At 43.8% G+C, this 24091-nt stretch carries 23 protein-coding genes; 16 read left to right on the top strand and 7 right to left on the bottom strand.

Going from position 1 to position 24091, the window contains the following annotated elements; genetic code table 11:
• Positions 1 to 41 precede the first annotated feature (41 nt).
• From galF to wzzB, 16 genes are all read left to right on the top strand, one after another.
• A complete protein-coding gene (gene galF, locus C3432_RS02400) occupies positions 42 to 935 on the top strand; it encodes a UTP--glucose-1-phosphate uridylyltransferase GalF (protein WP_103775091.1) in 894 nt (297 codons plus the stop codon).
• Positions 936 to 1312: 377 nt separating this feature from the next.
• Positions 1313 to 2398 carry a dTDP-glucose 4,6-dehydratase gene (gene rfbB / locus C3432_RS02395; protein ID WP_103775090.1) on the top strand — a complete coding sequence of 362 codons (1086 nt, stop codon included), beginning with the start codon at positions 1313 to 1315 and terminating at the stop codon, positions 2396 to 2398.
• Positions 2398 to 3297, top strand: a complete 900-nt coding sequence (rfbD, locus tag C3432_RS02390) for a dTDP-4-dehydrorhamnose reductase (protein WP_103775616.1) — start codon at positions 2398 to 2400, stop codon at positions 3295 to 3297. The genes rfbB and rfbD overlap by 1 nt, the downstream gene beginning before the upstream one ends.
• A gap of 52 nt (positions 3298 to 3349) precedes the next feature.
• On the top strand, positions 3350 to 4228 hold the full coding sequence (gene rfbA / locus C3432_RS02385; RefSeq protein ID WP_103775089.1) for a glucose-1-phosphate thymidylyltransferase RfbA: 879 nt from the start codon (positions 3350 to 3352) through the stop codon (positions 4226 to 4228).
• A gap of 3 nt (positions 4229 to 4231) precedes the next feature.
• Positions 4232 to 4771 carry a dTDP-4-dehydrorhamnose 3,5-epimerase gene (rfbC, locus tag C3432_RS02380; protein WP_103775088.1) on the top strand — a complete coding sequence of 180 codons (540 nt, stop codon included), beginning with the start codon at positions 4232 to 4234 and terminating at the stop codon, positions 4769 to 4771.
• 6 nt (positions 4772 to 4777) lie between these two features.
• The gene (locus C3432_RS02375) at positions 4778 to 6205 is read left to right on the top strand and encodes a lipopolysaccharide biosynthesis protein (RefSeq protein ID WP_103775087.1); all 1428 of its coding nucleotides are present in this window, start codon (positions 4778 to 4780) and stop codon (positions 6203 to 6205) included.
• A gap of 27 nt (positions 6206 to 6232) precedes the next feature.
• Positions 6233 to 7336: a dTDP-4-amino-4,6-dideoxy-D-glucose aminotransferase VioA gene (vioA, locus tag C3432_RS02370; protein ID WP_103775086.1), complete on the top strand. Its 1104-nt coding sequence runs from the start codon at positions 6233 to 6235 to the stop codon at positions 7334 to 7336.
• 1 nt (position 7337) lies between these two features.
• Positions 7338 to 7907, top strand: coding sequence for an acyltransferase (locus C3432_RS02365; RefSeq protein ID WP_103775085.1), 570 nt, complete (start codon positions 7338 to 7340; stop codon positions 7905 to 7907).
• Complete coding sequence (locus C3432_RS02360; RefSeq protein ID WP_103775084.1) at positions 7894 to 9045, top strand: TDP-N-acetylfucosamine:lipid II N-acetylfucosaminyltransferase; 1152 nt, start codon at positions 7894 to 7896, stop codon at positions 9043 to 9045. The genes C3432_RS02365 and C3432_RS02360 overlap by 14 nt, the downstream gene beginning before the upstream one ends.
• A gap of 16 nt (positions 9046 to 9061) precedes the next feature.
• Complete coding sequence (locus C3432_RS02355; RefSeq protein ID WP_103775083.1) at positions 9062 to 10336, top strand: nucleotide sugar dehydrogenase; 1275 nt, start codon at positions 9062 to 9064, stop codon at positions 10334 to 10336.
• A gap of 55 nt (positions 10337 to 10391) precedes the next feature.
• Positions 10392 to 11504 carry a hypothetical protein gene (locus C3432_RS02350; RefSeq protein WP_103775082.1) on the top strand — a complete coding sequence of 371 codons (1113 nt, stop codon included), beginning with the start codon at positions 10392 to 10394 and terminating at the stop codon, positions 11502 to 11504.
• Positions 11505 to 12746, top strand: a complete 1242-nt coding sequence (locus tag C3432_RS02345) for an O-antigen ligase family protein (protein WP_103775081.1) — start codon at positions 11505 to 11507, stop codon at positions 12744 to 12746.
• A 1-nt stretch (position 12747) separates the two neighbouring features.
• The gene (locus tag C3432_RS02340) at positions 12748 to 13830 is read left to right on the top strand and encodes a DUF1972 domain-containing protein (RefSeq protein WP_181012862.1); all 1083 of its coding nucleotides are present in this window, start codon (positions 12748 to 12750) and stop codon (positions 13828 to 13830) included.
• 118 nt (positions 13831 to 13948) lie between these two features.
• Positions 13949 to 15355, top strand: a complete 1407-nt coding sequence (gene gndA, locus C3432_RS02335; protein ID WP_103775080.1) for an NADP-dependent phosphogluconate dehydrogenase — start codon at positions 13949 to 13951, stop codon at positions 15353 to 15355.
• A 235-nt stretch (positions 15356 to 15590) separates the two neighbouring features.
• Positions 15591 to 16757, top strand: a complete 1167-nt coding sequence (ugd, locus tag C3432_RS02330; protein WP_103775079.1) for a UDP-glucose 6-dehydrogenase — start codon at positions 15591 to 15593, stop codon at positions 16755 to 16757.
• Positions 16758 to 16898: 141 nt separating this feature from the next.
• Positions 16899 to 17882, top strand: coding sequence for an LPS O-antigen chain length determinant protein WzzB (wzzB, locus tag C3432_RS02325; protein ID WP_103775078.1), 984 nt, complete (start codon positions 16899 to 16901; stop codon positions 17880 to 17882).
• Positions 17883 to 17952: 70 nt separating this feature from the next.
• On the opposite strand, the gene hisIE is transcribed toward wzzB, so the two are convergent.
• The 7 genes from hisIE to hisD are packed head-to-tail and all read right to left on the bottom strand — an operon-like array spanning position 17953 to position 24087.
• Positions 17953 to 18564 (bottom strand): bifunctional phosphoribosyl-AMP cyclohydrolase/phosphoribosyl-ATP diphosphatase HisIE, encoded by a 612-nt coding sequence (hisIE, locus tag C3432_RS02320; protein ID WP_103775077.1) that lies wholly within the window; start codon positions 18562 to 18564, stop codon positions 17953 to 17955.
• Positions 18558 to 19334: an imidazole glycerol phosphate synthase subunit HisF gene (gene hisF, locus C3432_RS02315; protein ID WP_103775076.1), complete on the bottom strand. Its 777-nt coding sequence runs from the start codon at positions 19332 to 19334 to the stop codon at positions 18558 to 18560. The genes hisIE and hisF overlap by 7 nt, the downstream gene beginning before the upstream one ends.
• Entirely contained in the window at positions 19316 to 20053 is a 738-nt protein-coding gene (hisA, locus tag C3432_RS02310; protein ID WP_103775075.1) for a 1-(5-phosphoribosyl)-5-[(5-phosphoribosylamino)methylideneamino]imidazole-4-carboxamide isomerase, read from the bottom strand. The genes hisF and hisA overlap by 19 nt, the downstream gene beginning before the upstream one ends.
• Complete coding sequence (gene hisH / locus C3432_RS02305) at positions 20053 to 20643, bottom strand: imidazole glycerol phosphate synthase subunit HisH (RefSeq protein ID WP_103775074.1); 591 nt, start codon at positions 20641 to 20643, stop codon at positions 20053 to 20055. The genes hisA and hisH overlap by 1 nt, the downstream gene beginning before the upstream one ends.
• Entirely contained in the window at positions 20643 to 21710 is a 1068-nt protein-coding gene (hisB, locus tag C3432_RS02300) for a bifunctional histidinol-phosphatase/imidazoleglycerol-phosphate dehydratase HisB (RefSeq protein WP_103775073.1), read from the bottom strand. Before hisB ends, hisH begins: the two co-directional genes overlap by 1 nt.
• Positions 21707 to 22786, bottom strand: a complete 1080-nt coding sequence (gene hisC, locus C3432_RS02295; RefSeq protein WP_103775072.1) for a histidinol-phosphate transaminase — start codon at positions 22784 to 22786, stop codon at positions 21707 to 21709. Before hisC ends, hisB begins: the two co-directional genes overlap by 4 nt.
• Positions 22783 to 24087, bottom strand: coding sequence for a histidinol dehydrogenase (gene hisD / locus C3432_RS02290; RefSeq protein ID WP_103775071.1), 1305 nt, complete (start codon positions 24085 to 24087; stop codon positions 22783 to 22785). Before hisD ends, hisC begins: the two co-directional genes overlap by 4 nt.
• Positions 24088 to 24091: the final 4 nt, after the last annotated feature.

Raw genomic sequence — 24091 nt, 5'->3', positions numbered from 1 at the left:
AGAGCTATAATTCAGCAACCATTTTACAGGTGGATGAAATAATGACGAATTTGAAAGCAGTTATACCGGTAGCTGGTCTGGGGATGCGCATGTTGCCTGCCACCAAGGCAATCCCTAAAGAGATGTTACCGATCGTCGATAAGCCAATGATCCAGTACATTGTTGACGAGATTGTGGCTGCAGGGATCAAAGAAATCCTCCTGGTAACACATGCGTCCAAGAACGCCGTCGAGAACCACTTCGACACCTCCTATGAGTTAGAGTCTCTTCTTGAGCAGCGCGTTAAGCGCCAGCTGCTGGCAGAAGTACAGTCTATCTGCCCTCCGGGCGTCACTATTATGAACGTGCGTCAGGCGCAGCCTCTGGGCCTGGGCCACTCTATTCTTTGTGCCCGCCCGGCGATTGGTGACAATCCGTTTGTGGTTGTTTTGCCTGATATCATTATCGACACCGCGAGTGCCGATCCTCTGCGTTATAACCTTGCCGCGATGGTGGCGCGTTTTGAAGAAACGGGCCGTAGCCAGGTGCTGGCCAGGCGCATGCCGGGCGATCTTTCAGAATATTCTGTTATTCAGACTAAAGAACCGTTGGATAATGAAGGTAAAGTCAGTCGCATTGTTGAGTTTATCGAAAAACCCGATCAGCCGCAGACGCTTGACTCCGATCTGATGGCGGTAGGTCGCTATGTGTTGTCGGCAGACATCTGGGCAGAACTGGAAAGAACCGAACCCGGTGCCTGGGGCCGTATCCAGCTGACGGATGCCATAGCTGCGCTGGCGAAAAAACAGTCTGTTGACGCGATGCTGATGACGGGCGACAGCTACGACTGCGGTAAGAAAATGGGCTACATGCAGGCGTTTGTGAAGTACGGGCTACGCAATCTGAAGGAAGGAGCGAAGTTCCGTAAAGGGATAGAGAAGCTGCTTAACGAGTAAACTTTAACTGAGCGTTTGCAGTCAGGCGATAAAATGAGAACGGCAGTGGACATTCTTTGCACTTAGTCAGGGCTACGTGCAAAGAATGTTCCTGTCGTTTTTATTTATAGAATTCTAATAATAACAAGCAGTTAATCACTAAATTTAGTCACTCATTTGTGGCATTTCTTCTTGTTTCTGACCGCATTTGGTAAGACAATTAGCGTTTGAGTAAGATTCTGAAGGTTGTTCTTCGGAGTATACTTCCTACATTTTTGACATGTACACAGTGCACTGGTAGCTGTAGAGCCAGGGGCGGTAGCGTGCGTAATACCTCGAACATTCAATTTGAGAACCAGCAAAAGTTACGCTGCTCTTAATATTATTCGGAATAAAATGTGAAAATACTTATTACTGGTGGCGCAGGTTTTATTGGATCTGCCGTTGTTCGTCACATTATAAAGAATACCAGCGATACCATAGTTAACATCGATAAATTAACCTATGCGGGTAATATTGAATCTCTTGCCGAAATTTCAGGTAGCGATCGTTATTTTTTCGAGCATGTTGATATTTGCGATGCTACAGAAATGGCACGAATATTCAAACAGTACAAACCAGATGCTGTGATGCATCTGGCGGCGGAAAGTCACGTTGACCGCTCAATTACTGGGCCAGCAGATTTTATTGAAACGAATATAGTTGGCACTTATATCTTGCTTGAAGCAGCAAAAAATTACTGGAATTCACTAAATGATGAGAAAAAATCTTATTTCCGTTTTCATCATATTTCCACAGATGAAGTTTATGGTGATTTACCGCATCCGGATGAAATGGCTGATGATGCAGAATTACCGCTTTTCATAGAAACAACGGCTTATGCGCCAAGTAGTCCTTATTCTGCGTCCAAAGCTTCCAGCGATCATTTAGTCCGCGCATGGATGCGCACTTATGGATTACCAACTATTGTTACGAATTGCTCCAATAACTACGGCCCCTATCATTTCCCGGAAAAATTAATTCCACTGGTCATTCTTAATGCCCTGGAAGGAAAACCATTGCCAATTTATGGCAAAGGCGATCAGATTCGCGACTGGCTGTATGTTGAAGATCACGCCCGTGCTTTATATATCGTGGTTACTCAGGGCACCCCAGGTGAGACCTACAATATCGGTGGTCATAATGAGAAGAAAAATCTCGATGTCGTATATACTATTTGTGATTTGTTAGATGAGATCGTACCTAAAGCAAATTCCTATCGGGAGCAAATTACCTATGTAGCAGATCGCCCTGGCCATGATCGTCGATATGCCATTGATGCAGATAAAATAAGTCGGGAGCTAGATTGGAAACCAGAAGAAACGTTTGAAAGCGGGATTCGGAAGACGGTTGAATGGTACTTGGCAAATACCCGATGGGTTGAAAATATTAAAAATGGTGCTTATCAAACATGGATTAAACAGAATTACGGGGAGCGTAAGTGATAAATATACTTCTTTTTGGGAAAACCGGACAAGTTGGATGGGAATTACAACGCGCACTTGCACCGTTGGGTAACCTGACCGCTTTGGATATCCATTCCACCGACTATTGCGGAGATTTCAGTAATCCCGAAGCGGTGGCAAAAACAGTCCATACACTTCGTCCCGACGTGATTGTCAATGCGGCTGCATATACTGCAGTAGATAAAGCGGAATCAGAGGTTGAGCTCGCACAATTAATCAATGCAACCAGCGTTGAGGCAATTGCCAAAGCCGCTGCTGAAATTGGCGCATTGGTGGTACATTATTCAACGGATTATGTTTTCCCGGGAACAGGAGAGTGTCCGTGGCGTGAGACGGATGCTACTGCACCGCAGAATGTCTATGGCGAAACCAAATTAGCGGGTGAGCAAGCATTACAGGAGCATTGCTCTAACCACTTAATTTTCCGCACAAGCTGGGTTTATGCCGGAAAAGGTAATAATTTTGCTAAAACGATGCTGCGTCTGGCGAAAGAGCGTACTGAATTATCTGTAATCCGCGATCAATATGGTGCACCCACCGGAGCAGAGTTGTTGGCCGATGCGACTGCTCATGCGATTCGTGTAGCGATAAAAAATCCTTCTGTCGCGGGGTTGTATAATCTTGTAGCAAGTGGAACAACGACATGGTATGACTATGCTTCTCTTGTCTTTGATGAAGCAAGAAAAGCAGGTATTGAGTTGTCTCTCAATAGACTAAATGCGGTGCCAACCAGTGCCTATCCTACCCCAGCAAAACGACCATGTAATTCGCGTTTGAACACGGAAAAATTCCAGAATAGTTTTGAACTGGTATTACCCCATTGGGATATTGGTGTAAAGCGCATGCTTATGGAATTGTTTACACTTACTAAAGATTGATGCTTGTTTTAATTCCCGGCGCCGGGTATTAAGTTCACAAAGAGATGATTATATGAAAATGCGTAAAGGGATTATTTTAGCTGGTGGCTCAGGCACTCGCCTTTATCCAGTTACAATGGCCGTTAGTAAGCAACTTTTGCCCATTTATGATAAGCCTATGATTTATTATCCGCTCTCTACACTTATGCTGGCGGGAATTCGGGACATCCTTATCATCAGTACACCACAGGACACGCCACGGTTCGAACAACTCTTGGGTGACGGTAGCCAATGGGGATTGAATCTTCAATATAAAGTGCAACTGAGTCCTGATGGATTAGCACAAGCATTTATTATTGGTGAAGAGTTCATTGGCAATGATGATTGTGCCTTAGTGCTAGGTGATAACATATTCTATGGTCATGACTTGCCAAAATTAATGGACGCTGCAGTTAATCAGCAAAGTGGTGCAACCGTATTTGCTTATCATGTCAACGATCCAGAACGTTATGGTGTTGTTGAATTTGATAAACAAGGGACTGCAATCAGTCTTGAGGAAAAACCTCTGGAGCCGAAAAGTAACTATGCAGTTACAGGCTTATATTTTTATGATAATAGTGTTGTTGAAATTGCAAAAAAATTAAAACCTTCGGCCCGCGGGGAATTAGAAATTACCGATATTAACCGCATCTACATGGAACAAGGAGATTTATCTGTTGCGATCATGGGGCGTGGTTATGCCTGGCTTGACACAGGTACTCATCAAAGTTTAATTGAGGCAAGTAATTTTATTGCAACGATCGAGGAGCGTCAGGGGTTAAAAGTATCTTGCCCGGAAGAGATTGCATATCGTAAAGGTTTCATTGAGGCAGAACAGGTCAAGAAATTGGCAGAGCCGCTGAAAAAAAATGCATACGGGCAATATCTGTTAAAAATGGTCAAAGGTTACTAGGCAATGAATGTAGTAAGAACTGATATTCCAGATGTATTGATTCTCGAACCAAAAGTGTTTGGTGATGATCGAGGTTTCTTTTTTGAAAGTTTTAATCAGCAAACTTTTGTTGAAATCGTAGGACGTGATGTTGGATTTCTACAGGACAACCATTCAAAATCCACAAAAGGTGTTGTCCGCGGTCTTCATTATCAACTCGCACCTTACTGCCAAGGAAAGTTAGTCCGTTGTATTGCCGGTGAAGTATATGATGTTGCAGTTGATATTCGTAGAACATCACCCACCTTTGGGCAATGGGTAGGAATTAATCTCTCCGCAGAAAACAAGCGACAGCTTTGGATTCCTGAAGGATTTGCTCATGGATTTCAGGTGCTGAGCGAGAGTGCTGAATTTGTCTATAAAACGACGAATTACTATCACCCTCATAGCGAAAGAGGGATTTTGTGGAACGATCCTGATCTAAAAATCGCCTGGCGCGAGACTGGCAATATTGTTCTCTCAGAGAAAGACAAAATGTTACCTTTCTTTAGCAGCCTCAGATAATATTTAATGAAAACTCAGTCTGTTAAGAGCGGTTTTATATGGAGCGCGATTGACCGCATAATTACTCAAGTAGTACAGCTAGGGATTATGTTGGTATTAGCCAGAAGATTAGGTCCAGAGGCATTTGGCTTAATTGGTATGTTGGCTGTTTTTATTGCCATCAGCCAGGTTTTTGTTGATAGTGGATTCAGTTCAGCGATTATCAGGAAAACCGACAGAAATGAATCCGACTACTCGACGGTTTTTATCTTTAACGGAATAATAGCTTTAATTTGCTATGGTATTCTGTGGGGAACCGCACCTTTAATTGCCGAGTTTTACAACAAACCTGAGTTAACGTCGCTAACACGCTGGTTAGGTCTTGTCGTTCCAATAAATTCGCTAGGTGTAGTACAAAGGGTGAGACTCAGTGTTTCACTTAATTTCAAGGCACAGGCAAAAGCATCAATTACTGCAGCAATGATTAGCGGCATCATTGCAATTATTTTAGCATATCACTTTGATTTTGGGGTATGGGCCTTAGTATCACAAACATTAATGCTTTCAATAATAAATGTATTATTATTGAATATTTTAGCCCCTTGGGTACCAAAAACAGGCTTTTCCGTTGACTCATTTAAAATGCTTTTTGGTTTTGGGTATAAATTGTTGCTATCTTCTCTTCTTGAATCAATATATGCAAACATTTATCCATTAATTATTGGTAAATGGTATGATGCTACCCGTTTAGGTCATTACTCTCAAGCCAATCAGTTATCAAGTGTTCCTGCTATGACCATGACAAATATTATACAGCGTGTATCGTATCCATTGCTGAGTAATATTCAAAATAACGTGGATGAACTTGAGAAGAAATATCTTAATATTATCCGCATATCATGCCTTATCGTTTTCCCCGTAATGACAGTGTTGGCAATTGTGGCAACACCGTTGCTAAATTTACTCGTTGGGGAAAAATGGCAGCCAGCAGGCGTAATGGTTTCTATTTTGTGTGCTGGATATTTACTTTATCCGTTACATGCAATAAATCTTAATCTCTTGCAGGTCAAAGGCAGATCTGATTTGTTTTTAAAACTCGAGATTATTAAGAAAATAATAGCTACAATTATATTGCTAATTACCTTGCCGCATGGCGTAACAGCGCTATGTTATGGGATAGCTATTAATTCCTATTGTGCTCTTTTTATCAATTTATACTATACTGGGAAGTTATCTGCTATAGGTTTTAGCGTTCAGTTGAAGGCGTTATTACCATCATGGTTGATAAGTATAAGTTTTATCATATCCTTGGTGTTAGTTAATGATGGGCAGCTACGATTATTTAATAATATTGTCATTCTAAGTGCCTTTGTTTTCATTTATATAATATATTTGGCAGTTTATCAGAAAGAAAATATCAAATCTATTATGACCTTAAAAAAGCATAAAATCTGATTATTTAAATTATTGTCAGGAGTTATAATGTCAAAGCAAATTCCAGTAACAAAACCATTTTTGCCTGAACTCAATGAATTTATACCATATCTCGAAAAAATTTGGGAAAATCAGTGGCTGACTAACAATGGTCCGTTCCATCAGCAACTTGAAGCAGAATTGTGCAAATATCTTGGGGTTAAATATATCTCTTTATTTAACAATGCGACTATCGCTTTAGTTACAGCGTTACAAGCACTACGTATTTCAGGGGAAGTCATTACAACACCATATTCATTTGTCGCAACCAGTCATTCAATTATGTGGAATTCCCTCAAGCCTGTCTTTGTTGATATAGATGAGAAGACTTTCAACATTGATCCAGATAAAATTGAGCAAGCTATAACTCCTGAAACAACTGCAATTATGCCTGTACATTGCTACGGTAATCCGTGTGATGTAGAGCGTATTCAGAAAATTGCTGATAACTACGGTTTACGTGTGATCTATGATGCTGCGCATGCGTTTGGCATTAATTACAAAGGTGACAGTTTGCTGAATTTTGGTGACCTATCAATCCTGAGTTTTCATGCAACTAAAGTTTTTAATACTTTTGAAGGTGGTGCTATTATTTCTCATGATATCAAAACTAAAGAGAGAATTGACAGGTTAAAAAACTTTGGTATTGCTGATGAAGTCACTGTCACTGCACCTGGTATAAATGGCAAAATGAGTGAAGTGAATGCCGCATTTGGTTTGTTGCAGTTGAAACATATTTCAGAAGCGATGGCTGCACGCCATAAAATTGATTCAAAATACCGTCGTGAACTTGCAGGGATCAAGGGCATAAAGGTTCCTGAATTATCTGCCTTGTCAAATAGCAATCACTCTTATTTTCCAGTCATTATTGAAGATGAATATTTTCAGTCCAGAGATGAGCTATATGCCCATCTGAAAAATCATGGGGTATTATCTCGTAGATATTTTTATCCATTAATCAGTAACATGCCAATGTATCGTGGAATAAAATCTTCAGTTATACAAAACTTGCAAGTGGCAAATCATATTTCTGACCGCATACTATGTCTACCGATATTTGCTAGTATGACCACTGAAGAGCAAGATTTTATAATTAGATTACTCCGGGGTTAATATGGGATACTACTCAGACGCAGAACTCAAGTCTTTGGGGTTTAAATCTGTAGGTCAAAATGTAAAGGTATCAACCAAAGCTTCTTTTTATAAAACTGAACAAATTTCTCTTGGTGATAATGTAAGAATTGATGATTTCTGTGTTTTCTCTGCAGGCCTCGGTGGCATAGAAATTGGTAAAAATGTTCATATTGCAGTCTATTCTTCGCTCATAGGTGCCGGAAGTATTATAGTATCAGATTATTGTAATATCTCTTCTCGAGTGTCAATTTATTCTAGTAGTGATGATTTTTCTGGTGAATTCATGTCTAATCCTACTATCCCCAGCGAATACACTAATGTTTATTCTGCATCTGTAATATTGCATGAACATGTCCTACTTGGTTCAGGTAGTATAATTTTACCAGGTATCACTCTTGGAAAAGGTGTCGCTGTGGGAGCATTATCTCTTGTCAAGAATGACATGCCTGAATTTGTAATCTGCACAGGTCAACCTGCAAAGGTTGTCAAATATCGAAAAAGAGATCTCCTCAGTTTGCAGATAAAAATGGAAGAAAATGGAAAGTCTTAACACTCTACATGTTGTTCCTGACGATAAGTTCTCAAACATGGTGCATCGTGATTTCGAAAGGTTTGGGATAAATAACAAATATATCTGCTTTGAGAACCCTGATAATTTTAATTATATCAAGGGTTGGAAGCCTGATACGATAAAAAAAAATGATTTAAATATTTATATCAAGGCGCATGACATTAGTATTGTAATATTCCATTCTTTATTAGATAAATTTATCTTAACTAAACTACCTCGTGACTTAGTTGTTGTCTGGTGTGGATGGGGATATGATTATTACTCATACTTTCTGTCAAAATATTATCCACATGGAATGATTCTCAATCATACAAAGTCGGTTTTTAACGATAGTAAAAAGAAAAAAAACATAACTATCATGGAATTGTTAAAAGGGGGATATAGAGTTGCAAGGAGAAAATTTTTAAATAAAATCTACCCTCCTCGAAGAATTACCACATACATTGATTATTTCGTTCCGGTAATCAGCACTGAGTTTTCTCTTATACGTGACGCTAATCCATGGTTTTCGTGTGAATTTTTATCCTGGAGTTATGGTACATTAGAGGAAGATTATAACACATGTAGCCATGAAATATTTCATTCTTGTAATATACTTGTTGGCAATAGTGCAACACCGGAAAATAACCATATTGAGGCATTTGAATTTATTCAGTCGAATATAGATTGGCAATTCCGGAAGATATATTGTCCGCTTAGCTATGGCGATCTCGCATATGCGAAAAAAATAAAAGATATTGGTGTTGCCTTCTTTGGTGAAAATTTCATACCATTAATGACTTTTCTGGATAAAAAAGAATACAATGAGATTTTATCATCTTGTGAGCTGCTAATATTTAATCATATCAGACAGCAGGCGTTAGGGAATATTATTGCTGGCCTGGCAATGGAGAAATTTATTCTTTTAAATAAAAAAAACCCTCTGTGCATGTGGCTCGATGAGAATAATATTAGTTATTTAACCTTGGATCAAAACATCAACGTAAAAACTTTGTCGACTATTGATAAAGTTAGTAATAAAGCAGAAATTACAAAAATTTGGTCAATATCCGCGATTGCTGAGAAGACGCGAAAGCTAGTTGAGATTACTCACAATGCAGCAATGCGAAAGAAATAAAATCATGGAGACTGGAATGAATTTATCTGATAAAAAAATAGCTATTATTGGTCTGGGCTATGTGGGTTTACCGTTAGCTGTTGAGTTTGGAAAGTTGTATGAAACAGCAGGTTTTGATATCGATGCTAATCGTGTTAGTGAGCTGAAAGAATTCGTTGATGTCACAAAGGAATGTACTTCTGAAGAACTGAAGCAAGCTTCCAGACTCAAATACACAACGGATTTGAATGATATTAAAGCTGCAGATATCTATATAGTTACAGTTCCGACTCCTGTCGACAGACATTTCAAACCTGATTTAACACCTTTGATCAAAGCTAGTCAGATGTTAGGTAAGGTAATCGCACCAGGCAATATTGTTATTTATGAATCAACAGTATATCCAGGCGCAACAGAAGATGATTGTATTCCTGAAATTGAGCGCGCTTCTGGGCTTAAATACAATGAAGATTTCTTTGCAGGCTATAGCCCGGAAAGGATTAATCCCGGTGATAAAGTAAATCGTTTAACAACAATTAAAAAAGTAACTTCTGGTTCAACAAATGAAATTGCAAAAATTGTTGATGAACTTTATAAATCAATTATTCAAGCTGGCACTTTTCCAGCAACATCCATCCGTGTTGCGGAAGCAGCAAAGGTCATTGAAAACACGCAGCGCGATGTTAACATTGCTTTGATGAACGAATTTGCTATGATGTTCAATAAAATGAACATTAACACATTTGATGTGCTTGAAGCTGCAGGAACTAAATGGAATTTTATAAAGCTACAGCCAGGTCTCGTTGGTGGTCACTGCATCGGTGTTGATCCTTATTATCTACTTCAGAAAGCAAATGAATATAATTATGCGCCTGATATGATGCGATCGGCTCGAGAAATAAACAACAGTATGGCTGGGTTTGTTTGTTCGCAAATTATTGATCATATGGCGATGAACTCTATAGATGTGCCAAAATCAAAATTACTCATTTTAGGAGCATCTTTTAAAGAGGATTGTCCTGATATCAGAAACACAAAAGTGGTTGAGCTTGTAAAAGCGCTTCAGAAATATAACATTGAAATCGATATTTATGATCCTCTTATTGATGCTGAGGAGTTTTTTAAAGAATATCACATGAATGTGCTCTCTTCTAAAACTAATGATATTTACGATGTTGTCGCTTTGATTGTTCCTCACAAGACATTCTTGAGTGATAATTCTCTGATTACAAGAATTAAACCTAATGGGTTTGTATACGATTTGAAATCAAAACTTACTGATATCGATGGAATTAAGGTTATTACACTTTAGTTTTTTGTGATGCTGTTTGCAAATTGCCAATAGCATCATGTTTTTGAGAATTGAGATGATTAACATACTTTATATACCTTATCGCGATTTATATTTTTGGCATGAGTTTGGCTCAGCTGTTCGTGATCTTCAGTTTCTTGAAATATTTTCACGTTTTGAATCAGTTAAAGATATTACTGTATTAAATAGACCGGTTAGTGTTTATGAAAGAATTCTAAATAAAAGAGTAAAAATAAATAATTACCCGGATATCAATGTCATTGATAAAACAAGCTTTGATTTATTTGGCCCATTGAAAAAAAGAGCATGGACAGTCAATTGTTATACTGATAATGTTAATGACTATATTAACGATTACTTAAAAGATCCTAAGGCTTTGCCATTGTTGGTTATCGACTTTACTCCAATGGCACTCATTCCTGTCATCAAGGATAAAAAGGTCTATTACTGGTATGATATGATTGATAATTTTACCAAGCATAATTGTTATAGCCAGTTGGACAAAAAATTAGTTGATGATAAATATAAGTATGTGGCTGAATATTACAATTTTATGACATCTGTAACTATTGAAGCTAGTAAAGCAATTACCAGATATAGCAAAATTGAATCTGCAGTAATTTCGAACGGAGTATTTACTAGTCGATTTTCAGATAAGATCTCAAAAAGTATCTCTGATAACCATATCTATGACTTTGGATTTGTCGGCTTTATAACCGATAAATTTGATGTGAATTTTGTTCAAAAATTAGTAAAAAATCATTCTGTGATTATATATGGAGAAGCGTATAACAAGTCTGTTGTCGAAGAACTCTCCAAATTGGGGGTGGTATTTCATGGTAAATTTAATTACTCTGAACTACCTCAGCTCATCAGTACCTTTAAGATTGGGTTGTTGCCATACTTAGCTGAAAGAAGCCATGATGGTTCACCTCTTAAAATGTACGAATACATTAAAAATGATAAACCATGCTTAACTTCTATTGATTATGAGTTCTCATGTGAATATGTTGTAAATTATAATTCCACTAATGATTTAAATGAAAATATAAAAAGACTGATTGAGTGTTCCGGGAATAGTAATATTCATGAAACTTTACCTGTCGATAGTTTTTTAAAACATAAAATCTCCTCCGTATTTGATTTATTCATCAAACGGATTAATTAAATGGCAACTGTTCAAAAAATATATTCTTCGCTCTTTCTTGCATGCTTTTTCGTTTCAATAGCAGCGCCAATTTTCCCCGGGACTACTGGCGGAATGATGTACCATGTGTTGTTCATCAGTCTAATTCCTGCAGTAATGTTACCATGGGTTCTTAAGATGAAAATTCAATTTCTCTTAAGTTTTATGTTATCATTCTTTATTGTTTTAATGATGACAAGTATTGCATTAGCTAATGAAGATAATGTCAATTTTTCTTCCTTTACATCCTCATTAAAAGTATTGTATTTTGGTGTTTATATCTTAATGGGGTATGTTTATGTGAGATGCTCAAACCGAAGTGTAGAGTCTTTTTATAAAACATATTTTTGGTTAGTTATCGTTTCAATTATAGTCGGGATAATAGAACTAACGGTACCTTCGATAAGTTACTTGCTTTATAAAAGAGAATCAATGGAGATTCTCGACGACAAACTATCATCTATCTTTAACACCACCTATCACCTGGCTTTTTTTCTTTTTTTTGGTTATTTATATTATCTTCAGAAATTTATTTCTTCTCTGCAAAACCCATCTGATACGAAACTATTTTCAGTATTTTTAATGATGCTGGCGATATTTTCTATGATTCTTCTGACTCAAAGTCGCATGTTTGTGATGATGTCTGCTCTAATTTCAATATTTTTGGTCAGCATCCTCATGCTGAAAAGGATAAATAAACCAAATATATTGCTATCACTTGCAATTGTAGCCATCATCGTTTGTGGGGCGATTTTTTCATTTTGGGATACATTTGCAACAAAATTTTATTATATTATTTATGGCGTTGATTTTTTGTTGTCAGGTCAGCTTGATTTTTCTGGCGATGGTATTGGTTCATTTAATACCAGAATTAACCAAATCTTATTTAGTATCGCACAAATTCATGATAACCCATTTGTAGGCGTTGGTTCTGGTAAAGATATCTATCTTGAGTCATTGTATGCGTACTTACTTTATAAATATGCAGTGCCGGGGCTAGTCTTTTATTTTGTAGCATTATACTTTCTGGTTAAGAAAGTTAATGTTATTTTGCACTGGGATATTTCTTTCAAAGAGAAAATTTTCTTTAAGGCATGTTACTGGTTCTTTATTCTGTCGCCGTTTTACTTTCTAAGCGGTCCACTATTTGAAGTACCTAAGTTATCTTTGTTCTTTTTTGTATTAATTGGCATAGTGTATGGCTATGACAAAGTGGAAAAATAAAATGGAAATGAGTATTAGGCCTAAGTATGCTGTTGTTGGCGTTGTGGGGGTTCCTGCAAATTATGGTGGATTTGAAACGTTAGTTGAAAATTTAGTATCAGAAGACAATAACTCGAGTAATGAAAAATCTAGTCAGGATTTTTTGGTTTTTTGCTCAAGTAAAGCATATGAGAAAAAGATAAAATCTTATAAAAATGCAAAATTAGCATATGTACCGCTTAATGCAAATGGGATTCATAGTATAATCTATGATATTTTATGTTTGATAATGTGCCTTTTTTATCGCCCAGCAGCAATATTAGTACTAGGTGTTTCTGGTGCAATCTTTATGCCGGTTCTCAAACTTTTTTATCGTGGCAAAGTTGTTACAAACATTGATGGACTGGAATGGCGGCGAGCGAAGTGGGGGAAATTTGCGAGGCGGTTCCTCAAATTATCTGAAAGTATAGCTGTCAAGTTTTCTGACGTCGTTATTTCCGATAACAAAGCTATCGCGGATTATGTTCGAGAGGAGTATAACAAAGAAAGCTTGGTTATCGCTTATGGTGGTGATCATGCGGTTTCTCAATCTAATGCCAACATAGATGCAAAAGACTTTGCTTTCGCATTATGTCGTATTGAACCAGAAAATAATGTTCATCTTATACTTAAATCTTTCTCGCAAACCGATGTGAAACTTGTGTTTGTAGGTAACTGGGATTCAAGCGAATATGGACGTATGTTGAAAAGAAAATATTCAACGTTCGAAAATATAACTATTCTGGATCCGATTTACGATATCAATAAACTGTCTGTACTTCGTGGTGAGTGTCGTTTTTATGTTCATGGGCACTCAGCGGGAGGAACGAATCCTTCTTTAGTTGAAATGATGCATTTTTCAAAGCCAATATTATGCTTTGATTGTGCTTATAATCGTGCCACAACGGAAGAGCAGGCTCTCTACTTCCAGAATGTTGACTCACTTATTCAGGTCATCTGTGAACCTTGTTTCCCAGATGATATCGGCGAAAAAATGCTTGAAATTGCAACCAGACGTTATCGATGGAGTATCGTCCGTCAGCAATATCTGCATGCCATGAATTGATTATTAGTTATTTGTACATTTAAGTGCTATCCATCTACTTCGCTCATGAGTTAACATCTAAGTCACATTCAAGCCGCGCACAAGTCGTGCGGTGACCACACCCTGACAGGAGTATGTAATGTCCAAGCAACAGATCGGCGTCGTCGGTATGGCTGTGATGGGGCGCAACCTGGCGCTCAACATCGAAAGCCGTGGCTATACCGTCTCCGTTTTCAACCGCTCCCGTGAAAAGACTGAAGAAGTGATTGCCGAGAATCCAGGCAAAAAGCTGGTACCTTATTACACGGTAAAAGAGTTTGTTGAATCTCTCGAAACGCCCCGTCGTATCCTGTTAATGGTGAAAGCCGGGGCGGGCACTGATGCTGCTATTGATTCCCTGAAACCGTATCTGGATAAGGGTGACATCATCATCGATGGTGGCAACACATTCTTCCAGGACACCATTCGCCGTAATCGTGAACTCTCTGCTGAGGGATTTAACTTTATCGGTACCGGGGTTTCCGGTGGTGAAGAGGGCGCGCTGAAAGGGCCTTCCATTATGCCTGGTGGTCAGAAAGAAGCCTACGAGCTGGTTGCGCCGATTCTGACAAAAATTGCTGCCGTTGCTGAAGATGGTGAGCCCTGCGTGACTTATATTGGTGCCGACGGTGCGGGCCATTATGTGAAAATGGTGCATAACGGCATTGAATACGGCGACATGCAGTTGATTGCTGAAGCTTATTCCTTGCTGAAAGGTGGCCTGAATCTGAGTAATGAAGAGCTTGCCAGCACCTTTACCGAGTGGAATAACGGTGAACTGAGCAGCTATCTGATCGACATCACCAAAGATATCTTCACTAAGAAAGATGAAGACGGTAAATATCTGGTTGACGTGATCCTTGATGAAGCAGCCAATAAAGGCACCGGTAAGTGGACCAGCCAAAGTTCTCTGGATCTCGGTGAACCGCTGTCCCTGATCACCGAGTCAGTGTTTGCTCGCTATATTTCTTCTTTGAAAGATCAGCGCGTTGCCGCATCCAAAGTTCTTTCAGGGCCGAAAGCTCAGTTAGCCTCTGATAAAGTAGAATTTATCGAAAAAGTTCGCCGCGCGTTGTATCTGGGGAAAATTGTTTCCTATGCTCAGGGCTTCTCACAGCTACGTGCCGCCTCTGATGAGTACAACTGGGATCTGAACTACGGTGAGATTGCGAAGATCTTCCGTGCTGGTTGCATTATCCGCGCCCAGTTCTTGCAGAAAATCACCGATGCTTATGCTCAAAATACGGGCATTGCCAACCTGCTCCTGGATCCATACTTCAAAAACATTGCCGATGAGTATCAGCAGGCGTTGCGTGATGTCGTGGCGTATGCAGTGCAGAATGGTATCCCGGTACCGACATTCTCTGCGGCAGTGGCGTACTACGACAGCTATCGCGCAGCAGTTCTTCCTGCGAACCTGATCCAGGCGCAGCGTGATTACTTCGGTGCACATACCTATAAGCGCACTGATAAAGAAGGTGTTTTCCATACTGAATGGATGGATTAATTCTTCAAAAGCTGATGAGCCCGGTTTTTTAACCGGGCTTTTTTTTGTCTCAATTCTTATTGATTTATTTCTATTGCTTAATCTTAACTTAATAAAGTTAGTCTATCCTGATAAAGAAAATCTGAATTGTTTTCACCTTCGTTGACCTGTATTCATCGGGGCGTTAAAACTTTTATTCCTTATCAGGATGCGAAAACATCATGATTCATAATTAAGTTAATTCTGAGAGCGTGAAATGAAAATCACCATTTCTGGAACCGGATATGTTGGTCTGTCAAATGGACTGCTTATCGCTCAACACCATGAGGTTGTCGCGTTAGACATCATTCCTGCGCGCGTTGAGAAGTTGAATGATCGGATCTCTCCTATTGTTGACAAAGAAATTCAGCAATTTCTGGCGTCAGGAAAAATCGACTTCAAGGCTACTATTGATAAGCAATTTGCTTACCGAAATGCTGATTACGTCATCATCGCAACGCCAACCGACTATGATCCAACAACAAATTATTTTGACACTTCCAGCGTTGAGTCCGTTATCCACGATGTACTGGAAATCAATCCTGATGCAGTGATGGTCATCAAATCTACGGTGCCCGTTGGTTTTACAGCGGCAATGAGTAAGAAGTTTAAAACGAAAAATATAATTTTCTCTCCGGAGTTCCTGCGGGAAGGTAAAGCGCTTTATGACAATCTGCACCCGTCGCGTATTGTGATTGGCGAGCGCTCCGGGCGTGCAGAAAAATTTGCTGCTTTATTGCAGGAAGGCGCGATAAAACAGAACATCCCGACATTGTTTACCGATTCGACCGAAGCAGAAGCGATTAAACTCTTTGCTAATACTTACCTGGCAATGCGCGTTGCTTATTTCAATGAACTTGATAGTTACGCAGAAAGCTTAGGATTAAATACCCGCCAGATAATTGAAGGGGTATGCCTCGATCCACGTATCGGTAACCATTACAATAATCCGTCGTTTGGTTATGGCGGTTACTGTTTGCCGAAGGATACCAAACAACTTCTGGCGAATTATCAGTCAGTGCCTAACAACATTATTTCCGCAATTGTTGATGCTAACCGCACCCGTAAAGATTTTATCGCGGATGCGATTCTCGCCAGAAAACCGAAGGTGGTTGGGATTTATCGCCTTATTATGAAGAGTGGTTCTGATAACTTCCGCGCCTCTTCGATTCAGGGGATTATGAAGCGTATAAAGGCTAAAGGCGTTGAAGTGATTATTTATGAACCAGTACTGGACGCTGAGGCTTTTTTTAACTCCCGACTTGAGCGAGATTTAACCACATTCAAGCGACAGGCCGACGTTATTATCTCAAATCGGATGGCTACTGAGCTTCAGGACGTTCAGGATAAAGTGTATACCCGGGATCTCTTTGGCAGTGATTAAGCTGTTTTTGGCCCGATAAAATAGCCTTACCCCGTAGCTAAAATTTTTGCAACTTTCCTTAAATATTATCATTAATCCTATAGCTTTAAGAGCGTTTATGACTACACTGTACCCGGTTGTAATCTTCTTTTTAAGGTTCTGATGAGAGTGGAAAGTCGTAATATTACCGGGGGCAATAATGATCCGGAACAGATTGATCTGATTGATTTAATTATCCAGTTGTGGCGTGGTAAGGTGACAATTATTGTATGCATTATCGTTGCTCTTGCACTGGCTGTAGGTTACCTGGCAATTGCAAAAGAGAAATGGACCTCGACAGCAATTATCACACAACCCGATGTCGGGCAAATCGCTACTTATAATAATGCGGTGAGCGTGCTATACGGTAACAATGCGCCTAAGGTTACCGATGTGCAGGCCAGCTTTATCGGCCGGTTTAGTACGACGTTTTCAGCATTAGCTGAAACGCTGGATAATCAGGAAAAACCAGAGAAACTGACCATTGAGCAGTCAGTAAAAGGTCAATCGTTGCCTCTGGTCGTCTCCTATGTGGGAGAAACAGCTGAAGGCGCGCAGAGACAACTTTCTGAATATATTCAAAAGGTTGATGAAAATGTCTCTGAAGAGCTGAAGACTGACCTTACGGACAACATCAAATTACAAACCAGCACGCTGACTGATTCCCTGAAAACGCAGGAGGCGGTGTCGCAGGAACAGAAAGCGCTGCGTATTAAACAGATTCAGGAAGCGCTGAAGTTTGCTGTACAGGCGAATATCACTAAACCTCAGGTGCAGCAAACTCAGGATGTTACCCAGGACACTCTGTTCCTGCTGGGTAGCGAGGCGCTGAAGTCAATGATTGAGCATGAATCCACGCGACCGCTGGTGTTTTCACAGAACTATTTCCAGACCAAACAAAACCTGTTGGATATTGACACCCTGAAAGTTGATACCGATTCCATTCACGCTTATCGCTACGTGATGAAGCCGACGTTGCCGATCCGTCGTGATAGCCCGAAAAAGGCGATTACGCTTATTCTGGCTGTGTTGCTGGGCGGGATGGTTGGTAGCGGTGTGGTTCTGGGACGAAACGCGTTGCGCAATTACAAGCCGAAAGCGAATTAATTGGCTGTTGTACACCGTTTTTCCGACTGACAAAAACCGGGCATCGCCCGGTTTTTTTACGTCAGAATGTTTACTGATGGCGCTTACGCAAATTCTCAATCACGGTGGTTAAGTCAAGCTCCTGATCCTGCAACAACACTAACAGATGGTACATCAGGTCAGAGGCTTCGTTGGTCAGCTCAAAGCGGTCGTTCACCGTCGCAGCCAGCGCAGTTTCCACGCCTTCTTCCCCTACCTTTTGCGCGATTCGCTTGGTGCCGCTGGCATACAGTTTTGCGGTATAGGAGCTCGCCGGATCGGCAGTTTTGCGCTCAGACAGAAGTTGCTCAAGCTGGTAGAGGAACAGCCACTGGTGGCTGGTATCGCCAAAGCAGCTGCTGGTGCCTTTGTGGCAGGTCGGGCCAATCGGGTTAACCAGCACCAGCAGCGTGTCGTTATCGCAATCCGGCGCAACGTTGACCACCTTCAGGAAATGGCCGGATGTTTCACCTTTGGTCCACAGGCGCTGTTTAGTGCGTGAGAAAAACGTCACTTTACCGGTTTCGAGGGTCTTATCCAGGGCTTCCGGGTTCATATATCCCAGCATCAACACTTCCCCGGATACCGCATGCTGGACAACAACCGGCATCAGTCCATCGGTTTTTTCCCAGTCCAGTTCGCGGCGTTGCTGCTCTGTTAACATAACCTGATCTCCACGCCCTGAGTTGCCAGGTACGTTTTTAATTCACCAATATTGATTATCTGTTTGTGGAAGACGGAGGCGGCAAGCGCCCCGTCGACGTCGGCATCGCGGAAGGCTTCAAGGAAGTGTTCCTGAGTTCCCGCGCCGCCCGACGCAATCAGCGGCACGTGGCAAACCTCACGCACTTTTTTCAGTTGTTCCAGGTCGTAGCCGTTACGCACGCCATCCTGGTTCATCATGTTGAGAACGATTTCCCCGGCACCGCGTTTTTGCACCTCTGAAACCCAGTCGAGGGTCTCCCAAGTGGTCACGCGGGTGCGGCTTTCATCACCGGTATACTGATTGACATGGTATTTGCCGGTTGTTGCATCATGCCAGGTATCAATGCCCACCACGATGCACTGTACGCCAAAGCGCTCAGCCAGTCGCGTAATCAGCGAGGGGTCGGCCAGGGCAGGGGAGTTAATAGAAATTTTATCCGCCCCGAAGGACAAGATTTTAGCGGCGTCGTCCGCCGACTTAATCCCGCCCGCCACGCAGAAAGGAATATCGATGACTTCCGCCACGCGTGACACCCAGCTTTTATCCACCACGCGACCATCGCTGGAGGCAGTGATATCGTAAAACACCAGCTCATCTGCGCCTTCCTCGGCATAGCGTTTAGCCAGCGGGACGATGTCGCCGATAATTTCGTGATTACGGAACTGTACACCTTTCACGACCTGGCCATCACGAACGTCCAGGCAAGGAATTATACGTTTTGCCAGCATTGGATAGCCTCCTTAACGGTAAATTTCCCTTCCAGCAGCGCACGCCCGACGATCACTCCGCGTACCCCGGTATTGCGCAGGGCTGCAACGTCTTCAATTCCGCCAATTCCTCCGGAGGATTGAAACGCTACCTGAGGGTATTTCGCACAGACTTCTTCGTACAGCGAAACGTTGGAGCCTGCCAGCGTGCCGTCCCGGGAGATATCGGTACACAGGACATGTTTCAGGCCGACCGGCAGATAGGTATCCACCAGCGCTTCCAGCGAGACACCTGAATTTTCCTGCCAGCCGCTGACCGCGACCTGCTTATTGCCCTGCGCGTCAATGCGTACATCGAGCGCCAGCACCAGTGCGTCGGCGCCAAAACGCCCGAACCATCCTTTCACCATTTCAGGTGATTTTACCGCCGTGGAACCGACCACCACGCGGGCAACGCCAGCCTCCAGAAGGGCTGCCACATCGCCTTCCGTACGTACGCCTCCGCCAACCTGCACCGGCACGTCCACACCGGCCACCAGGGTTTTAATCAGTGGGATCTGCCGTCTGGCCGGATCTTTCGCGCCAGTCAGATCAACCAGGTGCAATACGTCGGCACCCTGAGCGGCGTAATCCTGCAGGCGCGGTAGCGGATCGTTGCCGTAATCACGCTGCTGACCGTAATCGCCCTGATGGAGACGCACCACGGTGCCGTCGATTAAATCTAAAGCGGGAATAATCATCACATCTCCAGAAAGTTTTTCAGCAACTGCGCGCCTGCGGCACCCGAACGCTCCGGGTGGAACTGCACGCCGAAGAAATTATCTTTTTGCACCGCCGCAGTGAACGGTTCACCATAATGGCACTGGGCGATGGTCCAGGGATTGATCGGCATGGCGAAGCTGTGGACGAAGTAAAACCAGGCGCCGTCTTCAATGCCCTGGAAAAGGCGATTTCCGGCCTGCGGACAGACGCGGTTCCAGCCCATGTGTGGCAAGGGCAGGCCAACGTCGGTCAACTTCGGCACGTCCTGGTCGATGATACCCAGCAGGTCAACACCATTCATCTCTTCGCTACGACGACCAAGAATCTGCATTCCTAAGCAAATACCCAGTACCGGCTGGGTACAGGCCTTAATCAGCTCAATCAGATCGCGTGCGCGTAACTCATCCATCGCCGTCTGTGCCGTGCCAACGCCAGGCAGAAACAGCTTATCTGCCCGTAAAACAATCTCCGGGTCGCGGCTGACCACCGGATCGTAACCGTGACGCGCCACGGCAGATTTCACCGAGTTCAGGTTGGCGCAGCCGGTATCGAGGATCACCACGTTCATCACAACACTCCTTTCGAGGAGGGAAGGGTATCGCCCTCAACGCGAATCGCCTGGCGCAAGGTACGACCAAACGCTTTGAACAGGCTCTCCACGCGGTGGTGATCGTTTTTGCCTTTGGTCTTCAGGTGCAGGGTCACGCCCATGGTATAAGAAAGTGAACGGAAGAAGTGTTCGACCATCTCGGTACTGAGATCGCCCACGCGCTGGTAGGTAAACTCAGCGCGATATTCAAGGTGTGGGCGACCGGAGATATCCAGCGCGCAGCGAGCCAGGCATTCGTCCATTGGCAACACGAATCCAAAGCGATTAATTCCGCGCTTGTCGCCCAGCGCCAGTTTTAATGCTTCACCCAACGCCAGACCGGTATCCTCAACCGTGTGGTGATCGTCTATATAGAGATCGCCTTTCACGGAGACCTCCATACGGAAGCCGCCGTGGGTTGCGATCTGATCCAGCATGTGATCAAAGAAACCGACGCCGGTGTTAATTTTGCTGCTGCCTTCGCGGTCCAGCCAGACTTTAACGTCAATCTGCGTCTCTTTGGTATTGCGCTCCACGTGGGCATAGCGGTCACGTTTGGTCAGCTGTTCGCCGATAGTTGCCCAGTTCAGCGTTTCGCGGTGATAGCGTAAACCGGTAATCCCCATGTTTTCTGCAAGCTGGATGTCGGTGGCGCGATCTCCAATGACATAGCTGTTGCCGCTGTCCATCGCCTGTTCAGCCAGATAGCGTTCAACCAGCTTCACTTTCGGTTTCCGGCAGTCGCACTCGTCCGCAGGCAGATGCGGGCAGATCAGCACTTCATCAAACAACACGCCCTGAGAGGTGAAAATCTGCATCATCAGGTTGTGGGGGCCGTCGAAATCCGCCTGTGGGAAGCTCTGCGTACCCAATCCATCCTGATTAGTGATCATCACCAGCTTATAGCCGGCTTTTTGCAGCTTCAGCAGAACGGGCACTACGTCCGGTTCAAACGCGAGCTTGTCAAATCGGTCCACCTGAAAATCGCTCGGCGGCTCGGCAATCAGGGTTCCATCACGATCGATAAAGAGATACTTCTGGCTCATACTTGCTCCGCACGTAAGGCGTCAATGACGCGCTGGCTCTCTTCGCGGGTTCCAACAGTGATACGCAGACAGCCGCTTAAAGAAGGTTGTTTATTCTGATCACGTAAGATAATGCCCTGATCCCACAGAGATTTAAATACAGAACTGGAGGCGGTGAAGCGAGCCAGAATATAGTTCGTTTCTGAACTGAACACCTGCTCCACGCAGGGAATATCGCTCAGCGCGTTAACCAGATACTGACGCTCAGCCAGGATCTGCGCCACACGTTCACGCATCGCATTAATGCCCTGAGGACTGAGTGCCTGAGCGGCGATGTCGGCAACCGGCGTGGAAAGCGGGTAAGGGGCAATTACTTTCAGCAGCAGGTTGATCACCTCTTCGTTAGCCAGGGTAAATCCGCAGCGTAGCCCCGCCAGCGCGAAGGCTTTGGAGAGGGTGCGCAGGATAACCAGATTCGGATATTCAGAAAGCCAGCCGGCAAGCGTCGCCTGTGGACAAAACTCAATATAGGCTTCGTCAGCCACCACGATGGCTTTGCCGCGGGTGAGTTCAAGAAGCGTACGCAGATCCTGTGGATTGATAAGCTGACCGGTTGGATTATTGGGGCTGCAAACATAAACCACCTTCACGCCGTCCAGTTTGTCAGAGATGCCTTGCATATCCAGTTGCCAGTCTGCTAACGCAGGAACGGTGCGGCATTCGACGCCGATGGTTTCCGCGCTGACGCTGTACATGCCATAAGTTGGAGGACAATAGAGGATCGCATCTTTACCGGGTTCGCAGAAGGCGCGAATCAGCAGCTCAATACCCTCGTCCGCGCCCCGGCTGACCAGAACCTGCTCTGGCTTCACTCCGGCGTATTGAGCGTAATTCTCTATAACGACTTTGGGCTGGCACTCCGGATAACGGTTGAGCGTCTGCTGTGTGAGCTGGAACGCTACCGCAGTCGGGAACTCATTGGCATTCAGCCAGACGTCGCCGTTGCCGCCCAGTCGGCGGGCGGACTGATACGGTGTCAGATTGCGAACATTTTCACGGGCTAAGTCGGTGACGCTGAGAATATTTTCAGTGCTCATGCTTGCTCCTTCAGGGCGTTAACGCGCAGGGTGACGGCATTTTTGTGGGCGGTCAGACGCTCGGCTGCCGCCAGTGTTTCAATGGTCGACGCCAGGGCGGCAAAGCCCTCTTTCGACAGTTCCTGGACGGTCATTCGCTTCTGAAAATCGGCCAGCCCGAGACTGGAGCAGGTAGCGGTATAACCATAGGTTGGCAGGACGTGGTTGGTGCCGGAGGCATAGTCGCCAGCGGACTCCGGTGACCAGTCGCCAAGAAATACGGAACCAGCGCTGGTTATCTCATCCACCAGATCGCGGGCGTTCCGGGTTTGAATGATTAAGTGCTCAGGGCCGTACACGTTAGAAATGGCGACGCACTGTGCTACATTTTCCGTCACAATCAGACGGCTGGCGCTCAGCGCCTGACGCGCCGTTTCTGCGCGCGGTAGCGCTGCGAGCTGGCGTTCAACGGCTATCGCGACACGGCGGGCGATATCGGCATCCGGCGTCAGTAAAATCACCTGCGAATCGGGGCCGTGCTCCGCCTGGGAAAGCAGGTCAGAGGCAACAAAATCGGGGGTTGCGCCGCTGTCGGCAATAACCAGCACTTCAGAAGGGCCTGCAGGCATATCAATAGCAGCACCGTCGAGACGCTGACTCACCTGTCGTTTTGCTTCCGTCACAAATGCGTTGCCGGGGCCAAAAATCTTATCCACCTTTGGAACCGACTCGCTGCCAAAAGCCAGGGCGGCAATGGCCTGTGCGCCGCCGACGTTGAACACTTCCCGCACGCCGCACAGCTGCGCGGCATAGAGGATTTCATCAGCGATTGGCGGCGGCGAGCACAGCACCACTTTCTCACAACCGGCAATGCGTGCTGGTGTCGCCAGCATCAGGACGGTGGAGAAGAGTGGGGCTGAACCACCGGGAATATACAAACCCACGGATTTCACCGGGCGGGTTACCTGCTGGCAGCGCACGCCTGGCAGCGTTTCAATATCTACCGTTTGCAGTTTTTGTGCGTTGTGGAAAGTTTCGATATTTTTAACCGCGACGGCCATCGCCTGTTTAAGATCGTCGCTCAGACGACTCCCGGCGGCCGCCATTTCTTCAGCGGTTACCTTCAGCGCTGCCACATTTGTTTTATCAAACCTGGCGCTGTATTCGCGTAACGCGTCGTCCCCGCGGGCCTTGACGTTGTCCAGGATCTCGCTAACGGTTCGGGTGATGCTGTCTGAGGCTGAAATTGCCGGGCGCATCAGCAGTTCATCCTGCTGTTCAGCACTGCAGCTATTCCAGTCAATGATTGTGCTAAAGCTCATGGTC

This window comes from Citrobacter amalonaticus (genome assembly GCF_002918555.1).
Classification (GTDB): Bacteria; Pseudomonadota; Gammaproteobacteria; order Enterobacterales; family Enterobacteriaceae; genus Citrobacter_C; species Citrobacter_C amalonaticus_A.
Note: the sequence above shows the minus strand (reverse complement) of the source record. Positions and strands in the feature narration are given on the sequence as shown.

Bases quoted from the DNA above. Each gene is read 5' to 3' on its own strand.
- galF (WP_103775091.1), top strand. From the start codon at position 42: ATGACGAATTTGAAAGCAGTTATACCGGTAGCTGGTCTGGGGATGCGC.
- hisA (WP_103775075.1), bottom strand. From the start codon at position 20,053: ATGATTATTCCCGCTTTAGATTTAATCGACGGCACCGTGGTGCGTCTC.
- gndA (WP_103775080.1), top strand. From the start codon at position 13,949: ATGTCCAAGCAACAGATCGGCGTCGTCGGTATGGCTGTGATGGGGCGC.
- wzzB (WP_103775078.1), top strand. From the start codon at position 16,899: ATGAGAGTGGAAAGTCGTAATATTACCGGGGGCAATAATGATCCGGAA.
- vioA (WP_103775086.1), top strand. From the start codon at position 6,233: ATGTCAAAGCAAATTCCAGTAACAAAACCATTTTTGCCTGAACTCAAT.
- C3432_RS02345 (WP_103775081.1), top strand. From the start codon at position 11,505: ATGGCAACTGTTCAAAAAATATATTCTTCGCTCTTTCTTGCATGCTTT.
- hisB (WP_103775073.1), bottom strand. From the start codon at position 21,710: ATGAGCCAGAAGTATCTCTTTATCGATCGTGATGGAACCCTGATTGCC.
- hisH (WP_103775074.1), bottom strand. From the start codon at position 20,643: ATGAACGTGGTGATCCTCGATACCGGCTGCGCCAACCTGAACTCGGTG.
- hisD (WP_103775071.1), bottom strand. From the start codon at position 24,087: ATGAGCTTTAGCACAATCATTGACTGGAATAGCTGCAGTGCTGAACAG.
- rfbA (WP_103775089.1), top strand. From the start codon at position 3,350: ATGAAAATGCGTAAAGGGATTATTTTAGCTGGTGGCTCAGGCACTCGC.
- hisC (WP_103775072.1), bottom strand. From the start codon at position 22,786: ATGAGCACTGAAAATATTCTCAGCGTCACCGACTTAGCCCGTGAAAAT.
- C3432_RS02340 (WP_181012862.1), top strand. From the start codon at position 12,748: ATGGAAATGAGTATTAGGCCTAAGTATGCTGTTGTTGGCGTTGTGGGG.
- C3432_RS02355 (WP_103775083.1), top strand. From the start codon at position 9,062: ATGAATTTATCTGATAAAAAAATAGCTATTATTGGTCTGGGCTATGTG.
- ugd (WP_103775079.1), top strand. From the start codon at position 15,591: ATGAAAATCACCATTTCTGGAACCGGATATGTTGGTCTGTCAAATGGA.
- C3432_RS02350 (WP_103775082.1), top strand. From the start codon at position 10,392: ATGATTAACATACTTTATATACCTTATCGCGATTTATATTTTTGGCAT.
- hisIE (WP_103775077.1), bottom strand. From the start codon at position 18,564: ATGTTAACAGAGCAGCAACGCCGCGAACTGGACTGGGAAAAAACCGAT.
- C3432_RS02375 (WP_103775087.1), top strand. From the start codon at position 4,778: ATGAAAACTCAGTCTGTTAAGAGCGGTTTTATATGGAGCGCGATTGAC.
- C3432_RS02360 (WP_103775084.1), top strand. From the start codon at position 7,894: ATGGAAAGTCTTAACACTCTACATGTTGTTCCTGACGATAAGTTCTCA.
- hisF (WP_103775076.1), bottom strand. From the start codon at position 19,334: ATGCTGGCAAAACGTATAATTCCTTGCCTGGACGTTCGTGATGGCCAG.
- rfbC (WP_103775088.1), top strand. From the start codon at position 4,232: ATGAATGTAGTAAGAACTGATATTCCAGATGTATTGATTCTCGAACCA.
- C3432_RS02365 (WP_103775085.1), top strand. From the start codon at position 7,338: ATGGGATACTACTCAGACGCAGAACTCAAGTCTTTGGGGTTTAAATCT.